Source organism: Methylobacter sp. BlB1 (assembly GCF_015476545.1).
Classification (GTDB): Bacteria; Pseudomonadota; Gammaproteobacteria; order Methylococcales; family Methylomonadaceae; genus Methylobacter.
In genome coordinates this window covers 64,575-87,067 of sequence record NZ_JADMKV010000010.1, presented here as the reverse complement: position 1 = coordinate 87,067, position 22,493 = coordinate 64,575, and the positions used below count along the sequence as shown (strand labels likewise).

At 54.0% G+C, this 22,493-nt stretch carries 22 protein-coding genes; 3 read left to right on the top strand and 19 right to left on the bottom strand.

Annotated elements, in window-relative coordinates:
- Positions 1-18 precede the first annotated feature (18 nt).
- The 13 genes from IT781_RS06155 to cutA form a co-directional block, all read right to left on the bottom strand.
- Entirely contained in the window at positions 19-303 is a 285-nt protein-coding gene (locus IT781_RS06155; protein ID WP_194969261.1) for a helix-turn-helix domain-containing protein, read from the bottom strand.
- A gap of 1 nt (position 304) precedes the next feature.
- On the bottom strand, positions 305-1,288 hold the full coding sequence (gene dusB / locus IT781_RS06150; protein ID WP_194969260.1) for a tRNA dihydrouridine synthase DusB: 984 nt from the start codon (positions 1,286-1,288) through the stop codon (positions 305-307).
- Between the two features lie 442 nt (positions 1,289-1,730).
- Entirely contained in the window at positions 1,731-2,327 is a 597-nt protein-coding gene (locus IT781_RS06145) for a hypothetical protein (protein ID WP_194969259.1), read from the bottom strand.
- Positions 2,324-2,524, bottom strand: coding sequence for a metal-binding protein (locus IT781_RS06140; protein WP_194969258.1), 201 nt, complete (start codon positions 2,522-2,524; stop codon positions 2,324-2,326). Before IT781_RS06140 ends, IT781_RS06145 begins: the two co-directional genes overlap by 4 nt.
- 17 nt (positions 2,525-2,541) lie before the next feature.
- Positions 2,542-3,735, bottom strand: a complete 1,194-nt coding sequence (locus tag IT781_RS06135; protein WP_194969257.1) for a class I SAM-dependent rRNA methyltransferase — start codon at positions 3,733-3,735, stop codon at positions 2,542-2,544.
- Positions 3,736-3,738: 3 nt separating this feature from the next.
- Complete coding sequence (locus IT781_RS06130; protein WP_194969256.1) at positions 3,739-4,395, bottom strand: zinc-ribbon and DUF3426 domain-containing protein; 657 nt, start codon at positions 4,393-4,395, stop codon at positions 3,739-3,741.
- A 5-nt stretch (positions 4,396-4,400) separates the two neighbouring features.
- Positions 4,401-5,279 carry a 50S ribosomal protein L11 methyltransferase gene (gene prmA, locus IT781_RS06125; protein ID WP_194969255.1) on the bottom strand — a complete coding sequence of 293 codons (879 nt, stop codon included), beginning with the start codon at positions 5,277-5,279 and terminating at the stop codon, positions 4,401-4,403.
- A 67-nt stretch (positions 5,280-5,346) separates the two neighbouring features.
- Positions 5,347-6,690: an acetyl-CoA carboxylase biotin carboxylase subunit gene (gene accC, locus IT781_RS06120; RefSeq protein WP_194969254.1), complete on the bottom strand. Its 1,344-nt coding sequence runs from the start codon at positions 6,688-6,690 to the stop codon at positions 5,347-5,349.
- Positions 6,691-6,710: 20 nt separating this feature from the next.
- Positions 6,711-7,151 (bottom strand): acetyl-CoA carboxylase biotin carboxyl carrier protein, encoded by a 441-nt coding sequence (gene accB / locus IT781_RS06115; RefSeq protein ID WP_194969253.1) that lies wholly within the window; start codon positions 7,149-7,151, stop codon positions 6,711-6,713.
- 4 nt (positions 7,152-7,155) lie between these two features.
- Positions 7,156-7,602 carry a type II 3-dehydroquinate dehydratase gene (gene aroQ / locus IT781_RS06110; protein ID WP_194969252.1) on the bottom strand — a complete coding sequence of 149 codons (447 nt, stop codon included), beginning with the start codon at positions 7,600-7,602 and terminating at the stop codon, positions 7,156-7,158.
- Positions 7,603-7,795: 193 nt separating this feature from the next.
- Positions 7,796-8,320, bottom strand: coding sequence for a TlpA disulfide reductase family protein (locus tag IT781_RS06105; RefSeq protein ID WP_194969251.1), 525 nt, complete (start codon positions 8,318-8,320; stop codon positions 7,796-7,798).
- Positions 8,320-10,566 carry a protein-disulfide reductase DsbD gene (locus tag IT781_RS06100; RefSeq protein ID WP_194969250.1) on the bottom strand — a complete coding sequence of 749 codons (2,247 nt, stop codon included), beginning with the start codon at positions 10,564-10,566 and terminating at the stop codon, positions 8,320-8,322. Before IT781_RS06100 ends, IT781_RS06105 begins: the two co-directional genes overlap by 1 nt.
- Positions 10,548-10,874, bottom strand: coding sequence for a divalent-cation tolerance protein CutA (gene cutA, locus IT781_RS06095; RefSeq protein WP_194969249.1), 327 nt, complete (start codon positions 10,872-10,874; stop codon positions 10,548-10,550). The genes IT781_RS06100 and cutA overlap by 19 nt, the downstream gene beginning before the upstream one ends.
- A gap of 273 nt (positions 10,875-11,147) precedes the next feature.
- Between cutA and IT781_RS06090 the strand changes: the two genes are divergently transcribed.
- Positions 11,148-11,585: an FxsA family protein gene (locus IT781_RS06090; protein WP_194969248.1), complete on the top strand. Its 438-nt coding sequence runs from the start codon at positions 11,148-11,150 to the stop codon at positions 11,583-11,585.
- Here IT781_RS06090 and IT781_RS06085 read toward each other — a convergent pair.
- Both IT781_RS06085 and IT781_RS06080 read right to left on the bottom strand, forming a co-directional pair.
- Positions 11,582-12,886 carry a DUF3422 domain-containing protein gene (locus IT781_RS06085; protein WP_194969247.1) on the bottom strand — a complete coding sequence of 435 codons (1,305 nt, stop codon included), beginning with the start codon at positions 12,884-12,886 and terminating at the stop codon, positions 11,582-11,584. The genes IT781_RS06090 and IT781_RS06085 overlap by 4 nt on opposite strands.
- A 255-nt stretch (positions 12,887-13,141) precedes the next feature.
- Positions 13,142-13,387 (bottom strand): DUF2892 domain-containing protein, encoded by a 246-nt coding sequence (locus IT781_RS06080; protein WP_194969246.1) that lies wholly within the window; start codon positions 13,385-13,387, stop codon positions 13,142-13,144.
- 112 nt (positions 13,388-13,499) lie between these two features.
- Here IT781_RS06080 and uvrD point away from each other — a divergent pair, with 112 nt between their 5' ends.
- Positions 13,500-15,668 carry a DNA helicase II gene (gene uvrD, locus IT781_RS06075; protein WP_194969245.1) on the top strand — a complete coding sequence of 723 codons (2,169 nt, stop codon included), beginning with the start codon at positions 13,500-13,502 and terminating at the stop codon, positions 15,666-15,668.
- Between the two features lie 128 nt (positions 15,669-15,796).
- Here uvrD and fbaA read toward each other — a convergent pair whose 3' ends face one another.
- Positions 15,797-16,876, bottom strand: a complete 1,080-nt coding sequence (gene fbaA / locus IT781_RS06070) for a class II fructose-bisphosphate aldolase (protein ID WP_194969244.1) — start codon at positions 16,874-16,876, stop codon at positions 15,797-15,799.
- 248 nt (positions 16,877-17,124) lie between these two features.
- Here fbaA and IT781_RS06065 point away from each other — a divergent pair, with 248 nt between their 5' ends.
- The gene (locus IT781_RS06065) at positions 17,125-18,030 is read left to right on the top strand and encodes a LysR family transcriptional regulator (RefSeq protein WP_194969243.1); all 906 of its coding nucleotides are present in this window, start codon (positions 17,125-17,127) and stop codon (positions 18,028-18,030) included.
- Positions 18,031-18,070: 40 nt separating this feature from the next.
- Here IT781_RS06065 and pyk read toward each other — a convergent pair whose 3' ends face one another.
- The 3 genes from pyk to argH all read right to left on the bottom strand — a co-directional run bounded on the left by pyk (position 18,071) and on the right by argH (position 22,491).
- A complete protein-coding gene (gene pyk / locus IT781_RS06060; RefSeq protein WP_194969242.1) occupies positions 18,071-19,510 on the bottom strand; it encodes a pyruvate kinase in 1,440 nt (479 codons plus the stop codon).
- Between the two features lie 4 nt (positions 19,511-19,514).
- Entirely contained in the window at positions 19,515-20,528 is a 1,014-nt protein-coding gene (gene gap, locus IT781_RS06055; RefSeq protein ID WP_194969241.1) for a type I glyceraldehyde-3-phosphate dehydrogenase, read from the bottom strand.
- A 565-nt stretch (positions 20,529-21,093) separates the two neighbouring features.
- Positions 21,094-22,491 (bottom strand): argininosuccinate lyase, encoded by a 1,398-nt coding sequence (gene argH / locus IT781_RS06050; protein ID WP_194969240.1) that lies wholly within the window; start codon positions 22,489-22,491, stop codon positions 21,094-21,096.
- Between the last annotated feature and the right edge of the window lie 2 nt (positions 22,492-22,493).

Sequence of the window (22,493 nt, the reverse complement as noted above, 5' to 3'; positions counted from 1 at the left end):
TAGCCGGGCAGCGCGGCTTTAGGATAGTCCGTATTGGTCCAGTTTTTTGCGCAAGGTGCTGCGGCTTAGGCCCAGGGCCTTGGCGGCTTTGGTCTGGTTGTAGCCGGCATGCTCGAGCGCTGCTTCCAGTAAAGGCCGTTCGACTTCGCTGATGACCATCGCGTGCAGGCCGACAGCGTCATGGCCGTTTAATTGCGACAAATAGATCTCTACCGTTTTTTTGACGTAGGCGGACAAAGGGATAGAGGCGTTTTTTGAGCTATCCAAATCAATAATTTCAGCGCTTTTTTGAGATGCTTTCATATTATGCAGCATGATCGATAGTTAAAAGATTAAAAGCCGAATTAATCAGCGCTAATTGTTGCGATGGCACTTGAGCTTGATTGATCTTGTCTTGTATGGACGGATGTACCGTTCCGAGCTGCTTGAAGTACCAACCGATGTGTTTCCGCGCTATTCTAACACCGCTTACATTTCCGTAGAAGCCGTACAGTTGTTCCAGATGACTCAGCATTGTACTTTGTATGTCGGCAACCGTCGGTTTTTCAAGATTTTTTCCATGATCAAGAAAATAATTGATCTGGCTGAACAACCACGGGTTGCCTTGAGCGGCCCGGCCGATCATCAGGCCGTCGGCACCGGTTGAATTCAGCACGAACGCGGCCTTTTCTGGCGTATCGATATCGCCGTTGGCGATGACCGGAATGCCGACCGATTGCTTAACTTTTTTGATAGTCTCATATTCGGCCTGGCCGTTGAATTTACAGGCCCGGGTTCGCCCGTGCACGGTTAAAGCTGAAACGCCGGCATTTTCCGCTATTTTCCCGATTTCGACCGCATTGCGGTTGAATATATCCCAACCTGTGCGGATTTTCAGCGTGACCGGCACCTCGACCGCGTCGACGACGGCGTCCAGGATTCGCTTGACCAGCGCTTCATCGCGCAGCAGGGCCGAGCCTGCCGCCACCGAGCAGACTTTTTTCGCCGGGCAGCCCATGTTGATGTCAATGATCTGGGCGCCGCGCTCGACGTTGATTTTTGCGGCCTCGGCCATTTGTTTGGGATCGGTGCCCAAAATCTGCACCGCGCGCAGGCCTGTATCGCCGCTATGGTCGGTTTTCAGCAGGGTTCTTTTGTGCAGTCTTAACGCCGGGTTTGAGGGGACCATTTCTGATACGGTCAGTGCGGCGCCGTGCTGGCGGCATAACTCCCTGAACGGACGATCACTGACGCCGGCCATGGGTGCGAGTATCAATTTGTTGGCAAGTTGATAAAGGCCGATTTGCATGAGGGGTGTTACATGTACGAAAAAAGGGCGCCTATCATAACCTAAAAAAGTGATTAGGTGAGCATGTCTATGAGCTTTTTTAACAAAAACTCATAGTCGGGAAGCCGATTTTATGGAAAGGGCTCGAAGAAAACCTAGGCTTCGGGCCCTTTGGGGTAAAAACTTACTTTACTGATGTTACGCACAGATGATTTCATCTTGTTTGCCGCGCCGAGCACCGCAGCTTTTAGCGGCGGTAGGCTGAGTTGATAAACCCAGCATTTCGGCCGCCCATGCCGGGTTTCCGCTAAAGCTTCAGCCCAGCCTACTCAGTCTGTTAAAAGCAAGTAACTCGCCTTCGGGCGCGGTAAACCCGATTAAATAAAACCGTCGCGTTAGCGATACTTTGCTAAACTGATTTGAATTCAACTTACTGCGTAACATCAGTTACTTAATGACGGAGTTAATTGGCCGCTTCGTCCAAGACCGGATCTTCGTGTTTTTCCTTTTCCTTCGAGGGCACGCCTTTGGGCTTTAAATCGGCCTCATCATTCCAGATCGGGTTGTCGCGGTCTTCTTTTTCGAGTTTGCACGTATCTTCCGGATATAAATGCCAGAATGATTTATCGATCATGGCGTTTTTATAACCTTCTTTTTTCTCATGGGTGAACGGACACCACCAGTTCTCGACGATCTTGACCATATAGGCATGCCATTCGAACAGCGCTACGCTGTAAGGACAGTACCAGGTGCAGTTCAGAATCCAGAACAGTTTGGATTGCGCCATGCTGGTTTTAAAAGTGGGGTTCATCGTGATCTGGCTTTTCAGGTCGTAGCGGTGGCTGGCGCGATCAGGAATGAAGTCGGAATAGGTTTTGATGTTTTTACCGCCGACCATGCGCAAATGATAGTAAGTCAGATAAGCGCTTATAAAGACAAACGGAAAAGTCAAAATAGGCAGATAGATTAAAATCATGCCGATGCCGCGCTGCAGAACGGGGACTTTTCTATGATTCTTGCCGATTTCAACACGGCCGGCACAGGATTCACAAGCTTTCATTTTTTTATATCCTCTTTATTATTAAGCTGGGGGGTAGTTGTTGTTGTAGGTTTTTCTTTATTGACGAGCTGGTAAAGGCTCAGGCAGCCCGCGCAGCAAAAGCGCAGTCTGCCTGTTGCCGTATTCAGTATATAGCCCGGAATTTCTACCGGTTGATCGCAAAGGGTGCAATATTCTTTAGCTTCTGGATGGCTCATACCTAAGGCCTCAGTCATTACAAACTGGAGGATACCGAACAAAAGAATGTTTTTAAATACTCCGTTTCCGGCGCGGCCGGATCGATCGGATGATCAGGCCCTTGGCCGCCGCCGGCAATAAAGACCAGGTGGCGATCGATATGGCGGCCCGATGAGCGCAGAATCTCCTGCAGATTGTCGCGGCTCAGATGGTGCGAGCAGGAGGCCGAGACCAGGATGCCGTTTTTGCTCAATACTTGCAGGGCCAGGTGATTCAGCCGGCGGTAGGCTTCATAGCCTTGCTTGAAGTCTTTTTTGCGCTTGATCAGGGCCGGCGGGTCCAGCACGACGATGTCGTAAAGCTGGTTGTCCTGGCGGGCCTGTTTCAGGAATTCAAACACATCGCTACGAACGAATTGCATGCGCTCATCGACCTGATTGAGCCGGGCGTTTTCCTGGGCCAGCGCCAGCGCGCCTTCCGAAGCGTCAACGCAGGTGACCTCATTGGCGCCGGCCATGGCGGCCGGAACGCCCCAGGCGCCGGTATAGGAAAACAGATCCAGCACGCGCCGGCTTTTTGCCATGCCGGCCAGCAAGGCGCGGCTGCAGCGATGGTCATAAAACCAGCCGGTTTTCTGGCCGTCCAGAATATCGACTTTAAACTGCGCGCCGTTTTCCTCGATGATCAGCCGTTCAGGCAGCTTGCCGTAGACGATTTCTGATTCTAGGCTCAGCCCTTCCAGTTGCCGCTGGCTGTTGTCATTTTTCAGGACAATCGCTTCAGGGTTCAGCAATTCAATCAGCGCCGAAAACAAAAATTCTTTGCGCCGGTCGATGCCGACTGTGGTGATCTGGACCGACAGAACAGCGCCGAAACGGTCGATTACTAAACCGGGCAGGCCGTCACTTTCGCCGAAAACCAGCCGATAGTAGGGCTTGTCGAAAAGTTTTTCACGCAGAGCCAACGCCGTAGTCAAGCGTTCTTTAAAGAAATTGGCGCCGCATTTGATGGCTTTTCTGGACAACAGACGCGCGCAGATCAGCGCCTGCGGATTGATATAGGCCGTGCCCAGCGCCTTGCCGTCCTCGCTTTTGACCTGCACCAGATCACCCGGCGAGAACTGCTCGAGCGGCGAGCGCCTGGTGTCGATTTCATTGCTGAAAACCCACAAATGCCCTTTACGCAGGCGTTTGTCTTCGTTTTTCTTTAAATAAATTTCCGGGTGCGACATAACTTATATGAGTTTGAACGTATAACCGCCGACTTTGGTTGCAGGCGCGGCGATGGTAAGACTGATTTCCGTCGTCGCATCAGGGGCAATAACCGCTGTGCCATTGGCTGCGGGCAAATAATCCCGAGGATAAAAAACCCTATGCGCGAAAGGTTTTTCATTATAATCCAACAGCGTCAGTTTGATAGTCGGATATGCCTGCGGATATTCTGCCTGATTGGTAATAACGGCATGGAAGGCGTAATTGTGGTCAGGCTGCAGCGCAAACGAGCCCTGCAGCACGTTGAAGTCGTCGAGGTTTTTGTAAACAGGCAGCCGGCAGCCCAGGTTTGCGCAGATTTTCTCCAGATTGGGGCGGTAGGCCGGGTTCTGGCTGAAGGCATAGCCTTCAAAGTATACGATTTGCGCAGCCAACAGCAGCAGGCCTGCGATCAGGCCGGCATGCCAATAAGCACGCCCTGCCGTTTTTACCGGCTCCCAGGGCAGAGGTTGCGGCGGTTTCTCTCCCTTGGCAATACCGGTTGGCTTTGACTCGCTGATAAATTCCAGTACATCAAACAGGCTCGAGCAATTAGTGCAGCGCATTACGCCCCGGTCGCTGCGCAACTGCTCCAGCGTCAGTGCGTGGACTTTTTGGCAGTCAGGGCATACGGTGTACATGGCTTTCAATGTTTGATGCCTTGCAGCCGGATCCAGTCCTCCTGTTGTATCGGAGGTTCGAAGTCGATATAAGGCTGGTACGCCTGCATGACTGACTCGGCCTGTTCGTGCAGAATGCCCGACAGGACCAGCTGCCCGCCCGGCCTGACCAGGCCGGCTATCTGGCCGGCCATGTCGATGAGCGGTTTAGCCAGAATATTGGCCAGAACGACATCAGCCTGAAAAGGCGCAAACTGTTCGGGCAGATAGCTGTGGATATGATTCTGGACCTTGTTTTTCAAGGCATTGTCCTGGGTTGCCGTGATAGCCTGCGGATCGATGTCGACAGCATGCGCTTCGCTAGCACCGAGCAGGATTGCGGCAACGGCCAGTATGCCGGAGCCGCAGCCGTAATCGATGACGGTTTTGCCGGCCAAATCGTGGCTGGCCAGCCATTCCAGGCATAATGCCGTCGTCGGATGTGTGCCGGTGCCGAAGGCCAGACCGGGGTCCAGCGTCAGGCAGACTGTGCCGGGTTCGTGCTGTTCCTGGCCGGTCGGACAAACCCAGAGCTTATCGGCAAACTTCATCGGATGATAATAATCCATCCAGGCGCGTTCCCAAGGTTGATCTTCGATCTCTTCAACATGCCAGGCGCGGAGCTGTTCCTGTGGAAATTGCTGGTAGACCAAATCTTTGATCAATGCCGGGTCGGCGTCGAGTTCATAGAGCGCAATGACCTGGGTATTGCTCCATATTTTCGTTTCCCCGATCCCCGGTTCGTAAACCGGCTCGTCTTCGGCATCCATATAGGTGACAGAAACTGCGCCGAGATCGCTGAAGAAGTCGGCAAGCCGGGGGGCGGTGTTTTCGCTTGTGATAACGGAGATTTGATGCCAGGCCATAAAAAATCGGACTTGTGTAACGAGAAAAAAACACAGGGCGGTTGGCCGCCCTGTCATTTAGCCGGACTTAATAAAGGCCCAGCTTCTTTTCCAGATAATGGATATTCTGGCCGCCGGTCTGGAAAGCGCTGTCATTCATGATTTCGTGCTGCAGCGGAATATTGGTCTTGATGCCTTCAATGATGATTTCGCTTAAAGCCGTATTCATGCGTGCGATGGCGCTTTTGCGGTCTTCGCCATGCGCGATCAGCTTGCCGATCATGGAGTCATAATACGGCGGCACTTTATAACCGTTGTAAATGTGCGTTTCACACCGGATGCCGGGGCCGCCCGGCATGTGGAACTGCTCGATCGTGCCGGGGCTGGGCATGAAGGATTTCGGGTCTTCGGCATTCAAGCGGCACTCGATGGCATGCCCTTGGAGCTTGACCTGATCCTGCGTGATCGACAGTTTTTCACCGGCAGCGATGCGCAGTTGTTCCTTGACGATATCGAAGCCTGTGACCATTTCGGTGACCGGATGTTCGACCTGCACGCGCGTGTTCATTTCGATGAAATAAAACTCGCCTTTCTCATACAGGAATTCGAAGGTGCCGGCGCCCAGATAGCCGATATCGACGCAGGCTTTTGCGCAGCGCTCGCCGATGAATTTGCGCTGTTCCTCGGTAATGCCGGGGGCTGGCGCCTCTTCAACGACTTTCTGGTGGCGGCGCTGCATGGAGCAGTCGCGCTCGCCCAGGTGAATGGCATTGCCGTGCGAGTCGGCCATGACCTGGAACTCGATGTGACGAGGGTCCTCGAGAAATTTTTCCATGTACACGGTTGAATTGCCGAAGGCGGTTGCAGCTTCGGCTTTGGTCATGGCGATCGCGTTCAACAGGGCCGCTTCGGTATGTACAGTGCGCATGCCGCGGCCGCCACCGCCGCCGGCTGCCTTGATGATGACCGGATAGCCGATTTCCTGAGCCAGCTTCAGATTTTTCTTGGGATCATCGGTCAGCGGGTCGCCATTGCCGGGAACGCAGGGAATGCCAGCCTTCTGCATGGCTTTCTTGGCGGAAATCTTGTCGCCCATCAGGCGGATGGTGTCGGCATTGGGGCCGATGAAAACAAAGCCGCTCTGTTTTACTTTTTCAGAAAAATCGGCATTTTCGGCCAGAAAACCGTAGCCCGGATGAATGGCTTCGGCATCGGTCACTTCGGCAGCGCTGATGATGGCCGGGATGTTCAAGTAGCTGTCCACGGAAGCGGCAGGGCCAATGCAGACGGATTCATCGGCCAGACGCACGTGCTTTAAATTGCGGTCCGCCTCGGAATGGACGGCTACCACCTTAACGCCTAATTCTCTGCACGCGCGTAGAATGCGCAGTGCGATTTCGCCGCGATTGGCGATCACTATTTTATCGAACATGAGTTTCCCACTTTTTTGTATTATTCAATGATGAATAAAGGTTGGCCATATTCGACAGGTTGGGCGTTTTCAACCAGGATTTTTGTGACGGTGCCGCTTTTATCGGCTTCGATCTGGTTCAGGATTTTCATCGCCTCAATGATGCAGAGCGTATCACCGAGCTGTACGGACTGGCCGACATCGGTAAAAGGCTTTGAGCCGGGCGAGGCGGCCCGATAAAAGGTGCCGACCATAGGCGATTTGACAACATGGCCGGTAACTTTTTCTTCAGCCGGCGCCGCGGCGGGAACTGCAGCCGGCGCCTGTGCGGCTGCAACGGCAGGTGCTGCATACGCTACCGGCGCAGGCGCGGAGGCGTAGCGGTTGATGCGAATCCATTCTTCCCCTTCTTTGATTTCCAGTTCAGCAATTTCGGATTCTTCAATGATCTCGATAAGTTTTTTTATTTTTCTAATATCCATTACTTTATAGTCTCTCGGCTAGTATTTGATGAGCGGCTGTTAAGGCCAGTTCGTACCCAGTTGCTCCCAGTCCACAGATCACGCCCTTGGCAACGTCTGAGAAATAGGAATGTCTTCTAAAAGGTTCCCGTGCGTGAACATTGGATAGATGCACTTCTATAAACGGGATCTTGGTCGCCAGCAGCGCATCGCGAATGGCGACGCTGGTATGCGTAAAGGCTGCCGGATTGATAATGATGAAATCGACATGGGTTGCATAGGCTTGATGAATCAATTCCACGATTTCATGTTCGGCATTGTTCTGATGAAAGCTAAGTTGATGCCCCAGGCCGGCCGCCGCCTCTTCAAGCGAATTCCGGATGTCGGTGAGCGTTTTGTTTCCGTAATGGCCGGGTTCTCGTACGCCCAATAAGTTCAAATTGGGGCCATTTAATACGGTGATGTTCGCCATTAAAGTATTGTTTCAGTCAGGTTAAAAGGGCATTAAGAACCGCTAATTTTGCCCAATTTGCAGGGGTTTGTCTAGGTATTCTATTTTTCGGAACAATTAGCGACAAAAAGCGTAGATTTTGCCGCTATTACTTTCATGATCGGTTATTTTTATTCTGAAAACGGAAGCTGCAAGTTGGCGTCATCTGTACGCTTTAATTTATTAACGGCGCAATAATTTTCAGCATCTGTTCGTTGGAAAACGGCCCGGGCTGCTGGTGAATAATCTGGCCTTCCCGATTGACGACTACCGTGAACGGAACCGCGCTGATGACGTTGCCCATTTGCTGTGACAGGGCGGTGGCGTCAATGCCGCCAATCAATATCGGATAGTTGACGGCGATCGACTTGAGGTAGTCGGCGACCGGTTCGCGCTCTTCTATGGCAATGCCGATAAACTGCACGCCTTTATCGCCGTATTGTTCCTGCATCCTGATGAATTCCGGGATTTCCTCGATGCAGGGCGGGCACCAGGTCGCCCAGAAATTGATGATCTGGATCTTGCCTTGCCACTCGGCGCTATGATGGATTTTGCCGGACACATCGGGAAAGCTGAAATCGGGCGCAGGCGATGCGGTCTGACTGGGCTGGACGGTGGGCAATGATAGAAAATGCCGGGCGATGATGCCGCCGCCCAAGGCAACTAGGGCGGCAATGATGATTATAAAGACGGGTCTCATTATTTAATCCGTGTCAGTGTCTTAAGAAAAGTCTCGGCATCCTGATAACCGATGACGCGCAGTGAAGCGTGTTCCTGACCGTCAGCGCCGAAAAAAAGCACGCCGGGCGGCCCTATCAGGTTGAATTTCGCCAGCAGCGCCTTGTCGTCCTCCGAGTTTTGGGTGACATCGGCCTGCAACAGCACAAAATTGGCCAGCGCCTGTTTCACCTTCGAATCGGTGAAGGTGTAGGCCTCCATTTCCTTGCATGAGGTGCACCAGTCGGCGTAAAAATCCAGCATGACCGGTTGATTGCCGGCCTGGGCCTGCCGGATTCTGGCTTCCAGCTCCGTGACCGAGGCCACGCGTTCAAAGGCAATGCCCTCTTGGTTAGCCGCTTGCAATGTGTTCATGCCCAGGCCGTGCAATGGCTGCAGTGGATTGGTGTTGCCGATGCTGAAACCTATCAGAACCAGCACGCCATAGGAGAGCATGATCAGACCGACCCCCTTCCATAGCTTGCGCCAGCCGCTGGCCAGTTCGGGCAATGGGTCGATAGCGCTCAAATAAATGGCCGGGATGATCAGGAGCATGGCCCAGAGCAGCATGGTGACCGGCGCCGGCAAAATGCGCTCCAGCATCCAGACCGCAACAGCCAGCATGATCACGCCGAATACGGCTTTCGTGGAATTCAGCCAAGCGCCGGCTTTCGGCAACAGCTTGCCGGCCGAAGCGCCCAGCAGCAGCAGCGGAACGCCCATGCCCAGGCCCATGACGAACAAGGCACTGCCGCCCAGCACGGCGTCGCCGGTCTGGCCGATATAGATCAACGCACCGGCTAACGGCGCGGCCACGCAGGGACCCACGACCAGCGACGACAGCGCGCCCATGATGGCTGCCCCCCAAAGCGAGCCGTCCCGGTGCCGCTCGCTGGAGTTGTGCAGCTTGACCTGTAGGGATTTCGGCAGTTCAAGGTGGTAAAAGCCGAACATCGACAGGGACAACAGTACGAACACGGCGCTGAACAAAGCAATGATCCACGGCTGCTGAAAGACCGCTTGCAGATTGCTGCCGAACAGCGCCGCCAGAATGCCGAATACCGTATACGTTACGGCCGAGGCGATAACGTAACTGAGCGACAGCAGGAACGCCCGCGTCGTCGTGATGCGGTTGCCGTGGCCCACGATAATGCCCGACAGTATCGGAATCATCGGGAACACGCAGGGCGTGAACGCCAGCAGCAGGCCGAAGCCGAAAAAGCTCAGCAGCGTCATCGACAAGGTATCCCGACGCAGCGATTGCACGATGCGATCCTGTTCGGAAAGCACCGGCGCCGCAGCGGAATAATTGGCCGGCGGAGCGCTCTTGACGAGGGCGGCATCTTGCAGCGCTACGGGCAGGTCAAGGCTGATTTCCTGGTTCATGGGCGGATAGCAAACGCCGCGGTCTGCGCATCCTTGAAACTTCGCCCGCAGGGTAATGCCGTGGGCCGACGGGTTTGAGCGGATCAAGGGCAGGTCAAAGCCGAGTTCGTTATGGAATATTTCCACCTGGCCGAAAGCCTCATCGTATTCAGGTATGCCCCTGGGGATATCATAAGTGCCCAGCTGGGTGCCGGCTGCGCCGATCAGTTCAAGCTGGATTTTTTCGCGGTAAAGGTAATAGCCGTCCGCGATCCGCCAATCGACGCGCAGTGTCTGGGCGTCTTTTACCGAAGCCAGAAACTGGAAGGCCTGCTCGGGCGGCAGTAATTCATCCTGAAACAAATTCTGTGCGATGTTGGGGTTGCTCTTGACCAACTGCTGCATCGGATTGGCCTGAACTGCGGGCGCTGCCGTGGGCAATTCGATGTCCAGTATGGATTTCTGCGGCGGATAGCAAACGCCCTTATCCGAGCAACCCTGATATTGCACCTGCAGCTGAAGGGATGTGGCACCGTTAGATACGGTCAAGGGCACCGGGATGTTCACGGCGTGCCGATAAATGACCATCTCGCCGAAAAACTCGTCATGCTTGGTTTCGCCGTCCGGCAAGGTTGGCGCGGCTGCCTGGATGGCTTCGGTCTTGGATTCGAAACGCATCTTGTCGCGGTACAGGTAGTAACCTTCTGCGATCTGCCACGAAACTTCAACCTGATCGGCAGAGGTTGCCTTGCCGGATAGCTTGAAGGCCTGCTCGGGCGGCAAAAGCTCGTCATTCCCCAACGCCAGAACGGGCAGGTTGGCCAGCGATAAAAAGCAGAAAAAAATTAGCTTGAAGATAGGCATGAGTCAATCCAATTCAGGTATTCAGGTAAACCGGCTTCGACAGGGACGGCTATGATTTCGGGGATTTCATAGGGATGGTTGTCGCGTATCGCCTTTTCCAGCGATGGATAGTGATCCTTGCGCGATTTAATCAGCAGCAGATGTTCCTGCGCTGACTCAACCTGTCCCTGCCAGGTATAAACAGACAAAATGCCGGGCAAAATGTTCACGCAAGCGGCTAGCTGGTCCATTACCAGCAGGCGGGCGATTTTTTCGGCCGTGTCTTTGTCAGGGCACGTGCAGAGCATTATTTGATGGCAAGTCGGCATATCGGCGAGTGACGCTACTGAAGTCGGGATATTGGTCTAATAATTAAAGTATGTATTGTATACATGGAACCTATCAAGAGGATTTTTGCCGCCATAAAGTCAGCCCTGCTTTTAGCCATCGAAATTATCATCAGAAGGAGCCGGTGCATACGGGCTGTCCTTCGTCGACCGGCGAACGGCGCATTGATTGACGGCATGTCGAGATTATCCTAGAAATTAAGCGGCATTGCCCTTATATTGTAAGGTCAATGATCGTATTTCAAGAGTGTTTAGATGAAAGTTTTCCAAATTGCATTGCTGTTTTTAGTGGTCGTTCCATTTGTAGAAATTTATCTGCTGCTGCAGGTGGGCGGCATCATCGGTGCTGTTCCTACCATTTTTCTTGTGGTGCTGACGGCCGTATTGGGGGCCTGGCTGCTAAAGCAGCAGGGCCTGGCGACACTGCAACGGTTTCAGGCCAGTCTGGCGCAAGGCACGCTTCCGGCCTATGAGATGATCGAAGGCCCGATACTGCTGGTTGGCGGCGCTTTATTGCTGACGCCGGGCTTTATCACCGATATCATGGGTTTTGCCTGCCTGATCCCACAGCTGCGCCGGAAAATAGCGCAATATGTGATTGAAAATCATCTGATCCAGGCCGGCGGGCCTTTTCAGCCGGCCAGACCTGCCGAAAAAGACGCGCTGGAGGGTGAATATCACAAGGAAGACTAAGTAGTCGTGGTCTTGATCATTCTATGAATGCGCCTGATAGCTAAGATAACGGCGACCATGATGAACGGCAGGGACAAACCAACAGTAAGCTCGGGATTGATCGGCCAGCCTGCGGCATAAACAGCTTTAGCGATGAGGCCGACCAGGCCGGCGCTGTAATAGGTAATGGCGACGACGGAAATGCCTTCAACCGTCTCCTGCAGGCGCAACTGCATTTTCGCGCGCAAATCCATTGAAGCCAGCAAATCCTGGTTCTGTCGCTCAATCATGATGTCCACGCGCGTACGCAGCAGTTGCCCGGCATTGCTGACCCTTTCCGATATTGACGTAAAGCGGTTCGCGGTCGACTGGCAGGTCTTGATGGCCGGTTCCATGCGCCGTCTTATGAACTCGCCCAGGGTCTGGATGCCCTGGATTCTGATTTCGCGCAAATCATCAAGGCGCTGTTCCACAAGCTGATAATAGGCATTGGCCGCGCCGAACCGGAAGTGGCTGCTTGATATGTGGTTTTCGACTTCGGCCGCCAAGTGCGTCAGTTCATCCAGCAGTTCCGCGTCATTGCTGTCCGGCTGCGCCATGGCGTTTGTGATCGTGTACAGCTGCCGGTCGGCTTTCTTCAACTCCGGCGCAAGCCGGCGCGCTATCGGAAACGCCAATAAGGCCATCACGCGATACACTTCAATTTCAAACAGCCGTTGCAGCAGGCGGCCGGCCTGTTCGGTTCTGAGATAGTTATCGATGATCAGGAACCGGCTGAAGCCGTCCACATGGATGCGAAAGTCGGTAAACGCGAAAGCGGCACCTCCCGTGACTTCGGAGCCGACTACAGGATTGCCGTCAAAGTATGAGGCCACAATATGCAGGTCGGGTTCCTGATAGGCCTCTTCGTTTGGTTTGGTTATGATGGCTGCATGCGCCGCCACCATAACTTTGCCGGGCAGCAGGGCCAGCCAGTCGACCGGTACTTTCGTCAAGGCCGGTTCTGAAAACGGATCCTCGGGACTGTCCTGCACATAAAACGTATAGGTGCTGAATTCACCGTGCTGCCCCCAGCGAATCTGGAACGTGTCGAACGCCGCGCTGAAATGGTCGGCGTCCTGTTTCGGCGGCGTGACGCCAAAACGCTCGCATAGCATAGCCAGGTGCTGGCGTTCCTGTATTTTCTCGGCAGTGGATAATAGCAGCGCCAGATGACTGGCCCTGACCGGCAGATCCAGAACCAGGGAGGCCCGGGCATGGACTTCGTTATGTAGGATGAAGCGTTGCGGATGATTTTCAGGAATAGGGAATAAAGTAGCCACTTGATTCTACCCTCTCATCAAATACGTCCATACGATAGCAGGACATAGAGCGGGCGTTGGCTTTTTGATGGGTTTTAGAGATATCCCTGGCCGTTGCAGAGCCTGTGATCCGGAAATAACCGGATAACCCTATAGACCGCGATAGATTTGGCGGTCATAATGGCGTGATTATTGCGTTTGTTTTTGAACTATGGCTGATGGTTGTGATCAGAGCACCAGCATTGGCAACTACGTCCTTGTAGTCAGGCGAATAAATCAGCCGGCTGCGGCGTCGGGGGTGTTGCTGCCGGTATCGCGGGTATTTCTATGAAAGCCTGAATAGACAGGGCACCAGCCTGAGTAGCCGGTGGCAACCAGCACCAGGCCCAGGACCAATAAAATGATTTTGGCCGTGAAAATTGAGATGAAAAGTAATACGGCGCCGGCCGCCATGCGGTAGTTTTTTTCCTTGTCGCCAATATTATATTCAAACTTAATCATGCGTTTATAATCGAAGCTCATCTTGAAAACCTTCTTTGTGATAGTAATTATTTGTAACAAGGCAATGGTTTTGCCCGTCTGACGAAATCCGAAACAATATACACAGCTCCAAAAAATGTGCAAGCGATAACACATGGATATTACCAGAATTATAGATCCTCTAAATGATGCCCAGCGCCAGGCTGTTTCGGCGCCGTCCCAATCCATGCTGGTGCTGGCCGGCGCCGGCAGCGGCAAGACCCGGGTTCTGGTGCACCGCATCGCCTGGCAGATTCAGGTCGAAGGCCTGTCGCCGCACAGCATTCTGGCCGTCACGTTCACGAACAAAGCCGCTCGGGAGATGCGAGGCCGTATCGAGGATCTGCTGGGCATATCGACGCACAGCATGTGGATAGGGACCTTTCACGGGCTTGCGCACCGGCTGTTAAGAAGGCATGCGCAGCAGGCCAGACTGCCGGAGACGTTTCAGGTCATGGATTCGTCCGATCAGTTAAGGCTCATCAAGCGCCTTTTGGCGACATTGAATCTCGATGAGAAGAAATGGCCGCCGAAGCAGATACAGTGGTATATCAACGCGCAGAAAGACGAAGGCATCAGGGCGCGTCACATCCTCGAGACCGGCGACCTGTATCAGCGCCAGATGCTGATCATCTACCGCGCCTATGAGGAGATCTGCGAGCGCTCAGGCCTGGTAGACTTTGCCGAGCTGCTGCTGCGCGCGCATGAGCTGCTACGCGACAACGAGGACGTGCTGGAGTTTTACCAGCAGCGGTTCAGGCAGGTGCATGTCGACGAGTTTCAGGACACCAACACGATCCAGTATGCCTGGCTGAGACTGTTGACCCAGGATAAGGACAACCTGTTCGTGGTCGGCGACGACGACCAGTCCATTTACGGCTGGCGCGGCGCCAAGATCGAAAATATCTACAATTTCCAGAAACACCATCCGAACCATCAGGTCATCAAGCTGGAACAGAACTACCGCTCGACCGGCCATATCCTGAAAGCGGCCAATAAGGTCATCGCCAATAACGACGGCCGTATGGGCAAGGAACTGTGGACCGATACCGGCGACGGCGACCTGATTTCGCTGTATGCGGCCTTCAATGAGCAGGACGAGGCTTATTTCGTCGTCGAGCGCATCAGGGCCTGGATCAATGAGGGCGGTGCGCGCAGTGATGTAGCCATCCTTTACCGCTCCAACGCCCAATCCCGCCAGTTTGAGGAGCGCTTGATGGCGACCGGCACGCCGTACCGCGTCTATGGCGGCTTGCGGTTCTTCGACCGGGCCGAAATCAAGAACGCGCTGGCCTATCTGCGCCTGACCTCAAACCGGCATGACGATGCATCGTTCGAACGCGTCATCAACACGCCAACGCGCGGCATAGGTCCTAAAACGCTGGATGACCTTCGCAGTCTCGCGCGCAATCAGCGTATTTCCTTGTGGGCCGCGGCCGAGGAAATGCTCAGGCCGGGACGGTTGTCCGCGCGTGCGGCCAATGCCCTGGCCGGATTCATGCAGTTGATCGAACAGATGGCGGCGCAGGGCGAGGGCCTGGAGCTGTTTGAGAAGGTCAAGCTGGTGATTGAAAAAAGCGGCTTGATCACGCTGTATCAGAACGATAAGGCTGATAAAGGCGAAGAAAAGGTCGAAAACCTCGAGGAGCTGGTCAACGCGGCGCGCCTGTTCGATTTCGATGCCGGCAATGAGGAAAACCTCGGCGAGCTGGATATGTTCCTGGCGCATGCGGCGCTGGAAGCCGGCGAAATGCAGGCTGATGATTTTGAGGACTGCGTGCAGCTGATGACCCTGCATTCGGCCAAGGGACTGGAGTTCAAGCTGGTGTTCCTGGTCGGCATGGAGGAAGGGCTGTTTCCATCTCTGCAATCGGTCGACGATGCCGGCCGCCTGGAAGAGGAACGCCGGCTGTGCTATGTGGGCATGACGCGGGCCATGAAGCAGCTTTATCTGACTTATGCCGAATCACGGCGGCTATACGGTCGTGAATCGTACCCGAGACCATCGCGTTTCCTGCGCGAGATTCCGCCCGAGTTCATTCAGGAAGTCAGAATGCGCGCCAATGTCAGCCGTCCGGTAACGGCAGCGGCTCAGCCCAAGGCATCGGCGCCGATCGTGGAAGGCAAATACAAGCTGGGGCAGCGCGTCAGCCATGAAAAATTTGGCGAAGGCGTGGTGCTGCAAATGGAAGGCGAGGGCGCGCATGAGCGCGTGCAGATCAATTTCAGAGCGGTCGGCATCAAATGGCTGATGCTGGCTTATGCCAAGCTGGAGGCTTTGTAGGGTATGCAACGCATACCTTCCAAAATCTGCCCGTTCGTACGAATTTAAAAAGGTACGCAGTGCGTACCCTACGATGTTGCAGGCTTCCGTAGGAGCGGCCCAATCGAGTCGCTCCTACGGTTTAAACATTATAGAGAATTGATAGAGTTTAATTCCTGGAAGGCCTGCTGCAGGCGCGCCACCATGCTGAGCTGGGCAGCGCGGATCCAGACGCGCGGGTCGTAGTATTTCTTGTTGGGCTTGTCGTCGCCGTCTGGATTACCGATCTGGCCTTGCAGATAACCCTCATTGCTGCGGTAGAATTCCCGGACGCCGCTCCAGTAAGCCCACTGCGTATCCGTATCGATGTTCATCTTGACCACGCCATAGCTGATCGATTCCTTGATTTCTTCAGCGGATGAGCCTGAACCGCCATGGAACACGAAGTTCAAGGTGTTGTGCGGCACGCCGAATTTTTCCGAGACGTATTTTTGCGAATTATCCAGAATCTTCGGCGTCAGCTTGACGTTGCCGGGTTTGTAAACGCCGTGCACGTTGCCGAACGAGGCTGCGATGGTAAAATTCGGACTGATTTTGATCAGCTCTTCATAGGCATAGGCCACATCTTCAGGCTGCGTGTACAGCGCCGAATGATCCATGTCGGTATTGTCGACACCGTCTTCCTCGCCGCCGGTGCAGCCCAGCTCGATTTCGAGCGTCATGCCCATCTTGGCCATGCGGGTCAGGTAGCGGGCGCTGATTTCGATGTTTTCTTTCAGACTTTCTTCGGACAGGTCCAGCATGTGGGAGCTGAACAGCGGCTTGCCGGTTGCGGCAAAATGCTTTTCGCCGGCATCGAGCAGACCGTCGATCCACGGCAGCAGTTTCTTGGCGGCATGGTCGGTATGCAGAATGACCGGCACGCCGTAGTATTCGGCGACCGTATGCACATGTTGGGCGCCGGAAATCGCGCCCAGAATGTGGGATTGCTGGCCTTCCAGCTTGAGGCCCTTGCCGGCCACGAACTGGGCGCCGCCGTTCGAGAATTGGATGATGACGGCTGATTTGGCCTGTGCCGCTGCTTCCAGCACCGCATTGATCGAATCGGTGCTGATGACGTTGACGGCCGGCAGCGCGAAGTTGTTTTCCTTGGCAATCGCGAAGATTTTCTGGACATCGGCGCCGGTCACAACGCCGGGTTTCACTGCGTCTAAGATTTTCTGTGACATATCTTGATCCTGGTTTGGATTGTTATTGTGTTCCTACGCGGATGCGTGAGGATGATGGAGCCGTTTACGCTCACGATTCTGCAATGTATATAAACAAAATATTGCCCGGCTTACAAATGATTCTGCAGTTACGAATGGGGATTTCCTCAGAAAAAATACGGAGATTAAGACCATTAAGGGTTAAAGCTGGGGTATTATAATGAAAAGCGAGAAAATTCGGCTAAATGCATAAGGTTTAGGAGTAGTTTGTGAACGTAACGCTTAGGCAACTGAAAGTGTTTGAAATGGTGGCTCGGCACTTGAGCTTCACGCGCGCGGCGGAGGAACTTTTCCTGACGCAGCCGGCGGTATCGATGCAAATCAAACAGTTCGAAGATGCGGCGGGCTTGGCTTTGTTCGAGCGACTGGGGCGCAAGATCTATTTGACTGAAGCCGGCGAGGAGATGTATCGCCTGAGCAAGGATATCATTGCCAAGATGTCCGAGGCCGATCTGATTCTGGATGAAATCAAGGGCTCGGAAGGCGGCCGCTTGCTGGTTTCGGTCGCCAGTACGGTACAGTATTTTGCGATCCGCCTATTGGCCGGTTTCTGCAAGCAGTATCCTAAAGTCAATGTCAATCTGAAGGTGACCAACCACAAGGGCCTGATTCAGCTGCTGGAAAATAATGAGACGGATATCGTGCTGATGGGCAAGCCGCCGGAAGGACTGGATCTGGTGTCCGAGCCTTTGCTGGAAAATCCGCTGGTCGTGATTGCGCCGCCTAATCACCATTTAAAAGATAAAAAAGGCATTTCGCTGGCCGAGTTGAGAAACGAGACTTTTCTGATGCGCGAACAAGGTTCCGGCACCAGAACCTCAACGGAGCGGTTCTTTGCCGAAAATGGCATGAAGATTTCGGCCAATATGGAGCTGAACAATAACGGCGCCATCAAGCTCGGCGTAGAGGAAGGGCTGGGGCTGGGCGTTGTGTCTCAGCATACGATTGACAGCGAAGTCAGGGCAGGGCGGTTGATCATTCTGGACGTGCAGTTCTTTCCGCTGGTCAGAACCTGGTACATGGTGCGCCGCGAAGGCAAGCGGCTATCGGCCGTCGGCACGGCCTTTGAAAATTTCGTGCGCCAGGAAAAGTTCCGCTTTGTAAGGCTTCCTTAAGGCCGTATTTGTGCCCGGACTTTCCGGGCACAAAGTTGTCTTACGGGACCAGGCCTTGTCCGACCGTAACCACTTTCAAGGCGTTGGTGCCACCTTGCACGCCGGTCAGATCGCCTTTGGTAATGATGAACTTGTCGCCATCCTTGACGTTCAGGTATTTTCTCAATTGATCGACGATTTTGCGGTTTACCTCGGCATGATCCTGCGCTTCATGCGTGAAATAAACCGGAAAAACCCCACGGTACAGCGTTACCCGGCCCAGGGTTTTCTGGTAGCCGCTGAAGGCGAAAATAGGAATGCCCGAGCTGATCCTGGACATCCACAATGCCGTAGAGCCGGATTCTGTCAAGGCGGCGATGCCAGAGATCTTGGTATGATTGGCCATATACATGGCGGACATGGCGATCGCTTCATCGACGCGCTCAAACTGGATATTGACCCGGTGATCGGAGACACGGACGACGGGCTGTTTCTCCGCCTCTATGCAGATGCGATGCATCGCCTCGACGGCTTTGACCGGATATTTTCCGGAGGCGGTTTCGGCCGACAGCATGATCGCATCGGTGCCGTCATAAACGGCGTTGGCCACATCAAAGACTTCGGCGCGTGTCGGAATCGGATTTTCTATCATCGACTCCATCATCTGGGTAGCCGTAATCGCGACGCGGTTCAGTTCACGCGTGCGCTTGATCATGTGTTTTTGTACGGCGGGCAGGTTGGCATCGCCTATTTCGACGCCGAGATCGCCGCGGGCCACCATGATGGCATCGGAAGCCAGAATGATGGCATCGACTCCCTTCAGCGCTTCGGCGCGTTCGACCTTGGCCACGATGCCGGCTTCGCTGCCGGCTTCGCGCAACAAGCGGCGAGCTTCGTGCAGGTCATCGGCCGAGCGCGGGAACGAGATGGCGACATAGTCGGCACCTATCTCGGCAATCGTTTTGATGTCTTCCTTGTCCTTGTCCGTCAAGGCCGCCGCCGAAAGCCCGCCGCCCTGCAGGTTGATGCCTTTGTTGTTGGACAGCACGCCACCGACGACCACGGTGCAGTTGACGCGCATGTTTTCGACGTTGACCACATCCAGCACAATACGCCCGTCATCGAGCAGTAGCCGGCTGCCAGGCTTGACTTCCCGGGCCAGCGGTTCATAAGTAATGCCGACCTGGGCATGATCGCCCTCATTTTCATCCAGATTGATGTCCAGCGCGAAATTCTGGCCTTCATTCAGGAATACGCTGCGGTTTTTAAAGCGGGCGATGCGGATTTTCGGGCCCTGAAGATCAGCCAGAATGCCTACGAGCCTGCCGGTTCTCTGGCTGAGTTCGCGTACGGCATTGGCCCGGTTGATATGATCCTGAGCCGAGCCGTGCGAGAAGTTCAGGCGCACGACATCGACACCGGCATGGAACAAGCCCTCCAGAACGCCGGGTTGATCGGTTGCAGGCCCCAGTGTGGCTAAAATCTTGGTTCGTCTCAGCATTTGTTTATTTTGCATTGAATAAAGCAATGGAAGTATCCAGCATGCGGTTTGAGAAGCCCCATTCGTTGTCGTACCAGGACAGAACTTTGACAAAGTTGCCGTTCATGACCTTGGTTGAGGGGACTTCATAAATCGAGGAAGCCGGGTTGTGGTTGAAATCGATCGACACTAATGGTTTGGTGTTGATTTCCAGAATGCCTTTCAAAGGACCGGCCGCAGCAGCTTTCAAAATGTCGTCGATTTCTTCTCTGCTGGTGTTTCTGGATGCCTGGAAAGTCAGGTCCACTACCGATACGTTAATGGTCGGCACGCGCATGGCGAAGCCGTCCAGTTTGCCGGCCAGTTCAGGCAGAACCAATCCTACGGCCGCGGCGGCGCCGGTTTTGGTAGGAATCATCGATTGCGTGGCAGAGCGGGCGCGGCGCAGGTCGCTGTGATAAACGTCGGTCAGAACCTGGTCATTGGTATAGGAATGGATTGTGGTCATCAAGCCGCTTTGGATGCCTAACGCATCATGCAAAGGCTTGACCAGCGGTGCCAAGCAGTTGGTGGTGCAGGAAGCGTTGGAAATGACAGTATCCGATGCTTTCAGCACATTATGGTTGACGCCGTAAACGACCGTGGCGTCGACGTCATTGCCGCCGGGCGCTGAAATAATGACTTTTTTGGCGCCGGCATTGATATGGGCCGAGGCTTTGGCTTTGCTGGTGAACAAGCCGGTGCATTCGTGTACGACATCGATGCCCAGATCGCCCCACGGCAGTTTTGACGGATCCCGTTCCGAGAATACTCTGATTTTGTCGCCGTTGATGACGATATAGTCGCCATCGACGCTGACTTCAAATGGAAATTTTCCATGCACCGAGTCGTATTGAGTCAGGTGCGCGTTGGTTTCGCTGTCGCCCAGATCATTGATTGCAACAATCTGAATTTCATTGGTACGGCCTGATTCATATAAGGCGCGTACGACATTCCGGCCGATACGACCATAACCATTGATTGCGACTTTAATTGGCATAGAATTTCTCCATATAGATAGTTTGAAAAGCTAATTGAAACGGATATGCCGAAGCCCCGTAGTTTCAGCGACTATACCAAAAGCCTAGGCGCTTAGTCCATTGATGCCGGTTTTAGGGGGCGGCATAAGATGTCTGGTATTCTTGTTTATGATTACTATAACAATAAAATCAGCCATTTAGGGTTCGGTTAAAAAATAGCTTTCTGATTTGCCGATGAAATCAGCACTTATGTAGGGGCGAATTTATTTATGCCCTTTAGGGTACTTGTGCTCCTTGCGGGTATTCGCCCCCACATCTGTTGCCCGTCAAAATTCAGGGAAGTTATTTCTCGCCCCCACCCTTAATCTGGCTCCCATGATTTGTTTTTAATTCAGATAATGAATGGGGTGAAATTGTTCCAGGCTATCAGCATGAAATGCGGAAATTGGCTGATCAATACCGATGATGGCAAGCATTCAGTGAAATTCACTGTTAGTGAGAGATGAAACAGGTCTAAATCAGCCCTGTATTGAGACTGATACTAAGGTGCAAAGCGTATAAGGACTTTGCACCTTGAGACAGACGTTATTGCGCCGCCAGCATGCTTTGCCGCGCGGTCTGAATAGCTTGTTTGACCGTTTCAGGCGCTGTGCCGCCGATATGCTTGCGGGCCGCGACCGAGCCTTCCAGCGTCAGCACCTCAAACACATCGTCTGCAATCGCCGTTGAAAACTGCTGCAGTTCCGCCAGTGAAAGCTCAGACAGATCGCGGTTGCTGTTAAGGCCCAGGCGTACGGCTTGCCCTACCACTTCGTGTGCATCGCGGAAAGCCATGCCTTTGCGGACCAGGTAATCGGCCAGGTCCGTGGCCGTGGCAAAGCCGCGTTTGGCTGAATCGTACATATTCTGCCGTTTGGCAATGATATGCGGCACCATGTCGGCAAAGGCGCGCAGGCAGTTGATCAAGGTATCGACCGTATCAAACAGCGGTTCCTTGTCTTCCTGGTTGTCCTTGTTGTAAGCCAGCGGCTGGCTCTTCATCAGCATTAGCAGCGACATCAGATGGCCGGTGACACGGCCGGATTTGCCTCGCACCAGTTCGGGCACGTCCGGGTTTTTCTTTTGCGGCATGATCGACGAGCCGGTGCAGAATGCATCGGGAATATCGATGAAGTTGAACTGCGCGCTGGACCACAGGATCATTTCTTCGGAAAAACGCGACAAATGCATCATGATCAGGCTGCCGGCGGCCGTGAATTCGATGGCGAAATCGCGGTCGCTGACCGAATCGAGCGAGTTGGCCGACGGACGGCTGAAGCCGAGCAGGTCGGACGTCATCTGCCGGTCGATCGGGTAACTGGTGCCGGCCAAGGCGGCAGCGCCCAGGGGCATAATGTTGAGGCGTTTCTTGCAGTCCTGCAGCCTTTCGTAGTCGCGGCTCAGCATTTCAAACCAGGCCATCAGGTGGTGGCCGAACGTGACCGGCTGGGCAACCTGCAGGTGCGTGAAGCCGGGCATGATCGTGTCGGCTTCTTGTTCGGCCAGATCGAGGATGGCTGTCTGCAGGCGTTTGAGTTGGCCGCTGATGCTGTTGATTTCGCTGCGCAGATACAGGCGGATATCGGTCGCCACCTGGTCGTTGCGCGAGCGGCCCGTATGCAGTTTTTTGCCGGCGATGCCGATCAGGTCGGTCAGCCGCGCTTCGATGTTCATGTGCACATCTTCCTGCTTGATCGACCAGGTAAACTTGCCGTCCCTGATTTCCTGCCCGATTTGGGTCAGGCCGCCGATGATGTCGTCGCGTTCCTGCTCAGTCAGGATGCCGATTTTGCAGAGCATGGTCGCATGCGCGATGGAGCCTTGAATGTCCTGCTCCGCCATGCGCTTGTCAAAATCCACCGAAGCGGTGAATACCTCAACAAAGGCATCGGTCGCTTCGGCAAAGCGGGCACTGGAAAGTTTGTCGGAATTAACTGTGGTCATGG

Excerpts from the sequence above, each read along its gene's own strand:
- IT781_RS06135 (WP_194969257.1), bottom strand. The coding sequence starts at position 3,735 with ATGTCGCACCCGGAAATTTATTTAAAGAAAAACGAAGACAAACGCCTG.
- accC (WP_194969254.1), bottom strand. The coding sequence starts at position 6,690 with ATGTTCGATAAAATAGTGATCGCCAATCGCGGCGAAATCGCACTGCGC.
- aroQ (WP_194969252.1), bottom strand. The coding sequence starts at position 7,602 with ATGGCGAACATCACCGTATTAAATGGCCCCAATTTGAACTTATTGGGC.
- uvrD (WP_194969245.1), top strand. The coding sequence starts at position 13,500 with ATGGATATTACCAGAATTATAGATCCTCTAAATGATGCCCAGCGCCAG.
- prmA (WP_194969255.1), bottom strand. The coding sequence starts at position 5,279 with ATGGCCTGGCATCAAATCTCCGTTATCACAAGCGAAAACACCGCCCCC.
- IT781_RS06145 (WP_194969259.1), bottom strand. The coding sequence starts at position 2,327 with ATGAAAGCTTGTGAATCCTGTGCCGGCCGTGTTGAAATCGGCAAGAAT.
- IT781_RS06090 (WP_194969248.1), top strand. The coding sequence starts at position 11,148 with ATGAAAGTTTTCCAAATTGCATTGCTGTTTTTAGTGGTCGTTCCATTT.
- gap (WP_194969241.1), bottom strand. The coding sequence starts at position 20,528 with ATGCCAATTAAAGTCGCAATCAATGGTTATGGTCGTATCGGCCGGAAT.
- IT781_RS06100 (WP_194969250.1), bottom strand. The coding sequence starts at position 10,566 with ATGCCTATCTTCAAGCTAATTTTTTTCTGCTTTTTATCGCTGGCCAAC.
- argH (WP_194969240.1), bottom strand. The coding sequence starts at position 22,491 with ATGACCACAGTTAATTCCGACAAACTTTCCAGTGCCCGCTTTGCCGAA.
- pyk (WP_194969242.1), bottom strand. The coding sequence starts at position 19,510 with ATGCTGAGACGAACCAAGATTTTAGCCACACTGGGGCCTGCAACCGAT.
- IT781_RS06140 (WP_194969258.1), bottom strand. The coding sequence starts at position 2,524 with ATGAGCCATCCAGAAGCTAAAGAATATTGCACCCTTTGCGATCAACCG.
- IT781_RS06105 (WP_194969251.1), bottom strand. The coding sequence starts at position 8,320 with ATGAGACCCGTCTTTATAATCATCATTGCCGCCCTAGTTGCCTTGGGC.
- IT781_RS06130 (WP_194969256.1), bottom strand. The coding sequence starts at position 4,395 with ATGTACACCGTATGCCCTGACTGCCAAAAAGTCCACGCACTGACGCTG.
- cutA (WP_194969249.1), bottom strand. The coding sequence starts at position 10,874 with ATGCCGACTTGCCATCAAATAATGCTCTGCACGTGCCCTGACAAAGAC.
- IT781_RS06080 (WP_194969246.1), bottom strand. The coding sequence starts at position 13,387 with ATGAGCTTCGATTATAAACGCATGATTAAGTTTGAATATAATATTGGC.
- accB (WP_194969253.1), bottom strand. The coding sequence starts at position 7,151 with ATGGATATTAGAAAAATAAAAAAACTTATCGAGATCATTGAAGAATCC.
- IT781_RS06155 (WP_194969261.1), bottom strand. The coding sequence starts at position 303 with ATGAAAGCATCTCAAAAAAGCGCTGAAATTATTGATTTGGATAGCTCA.
- fbaA (WP_194969244.1), bottom strand. The coding sequence starts at position 16,876 with ATGTCACAGAAAATCTTAGACGCAGTGAAACCCGGCGTTGTGACCGGC.
- dusB (WP_194969260.1), bottom strand. The coding sequence starts at position 1,288 with ATGCAAATCGGCCTTTATCAACTTGCCAACAAATTGATACTCGCACCC.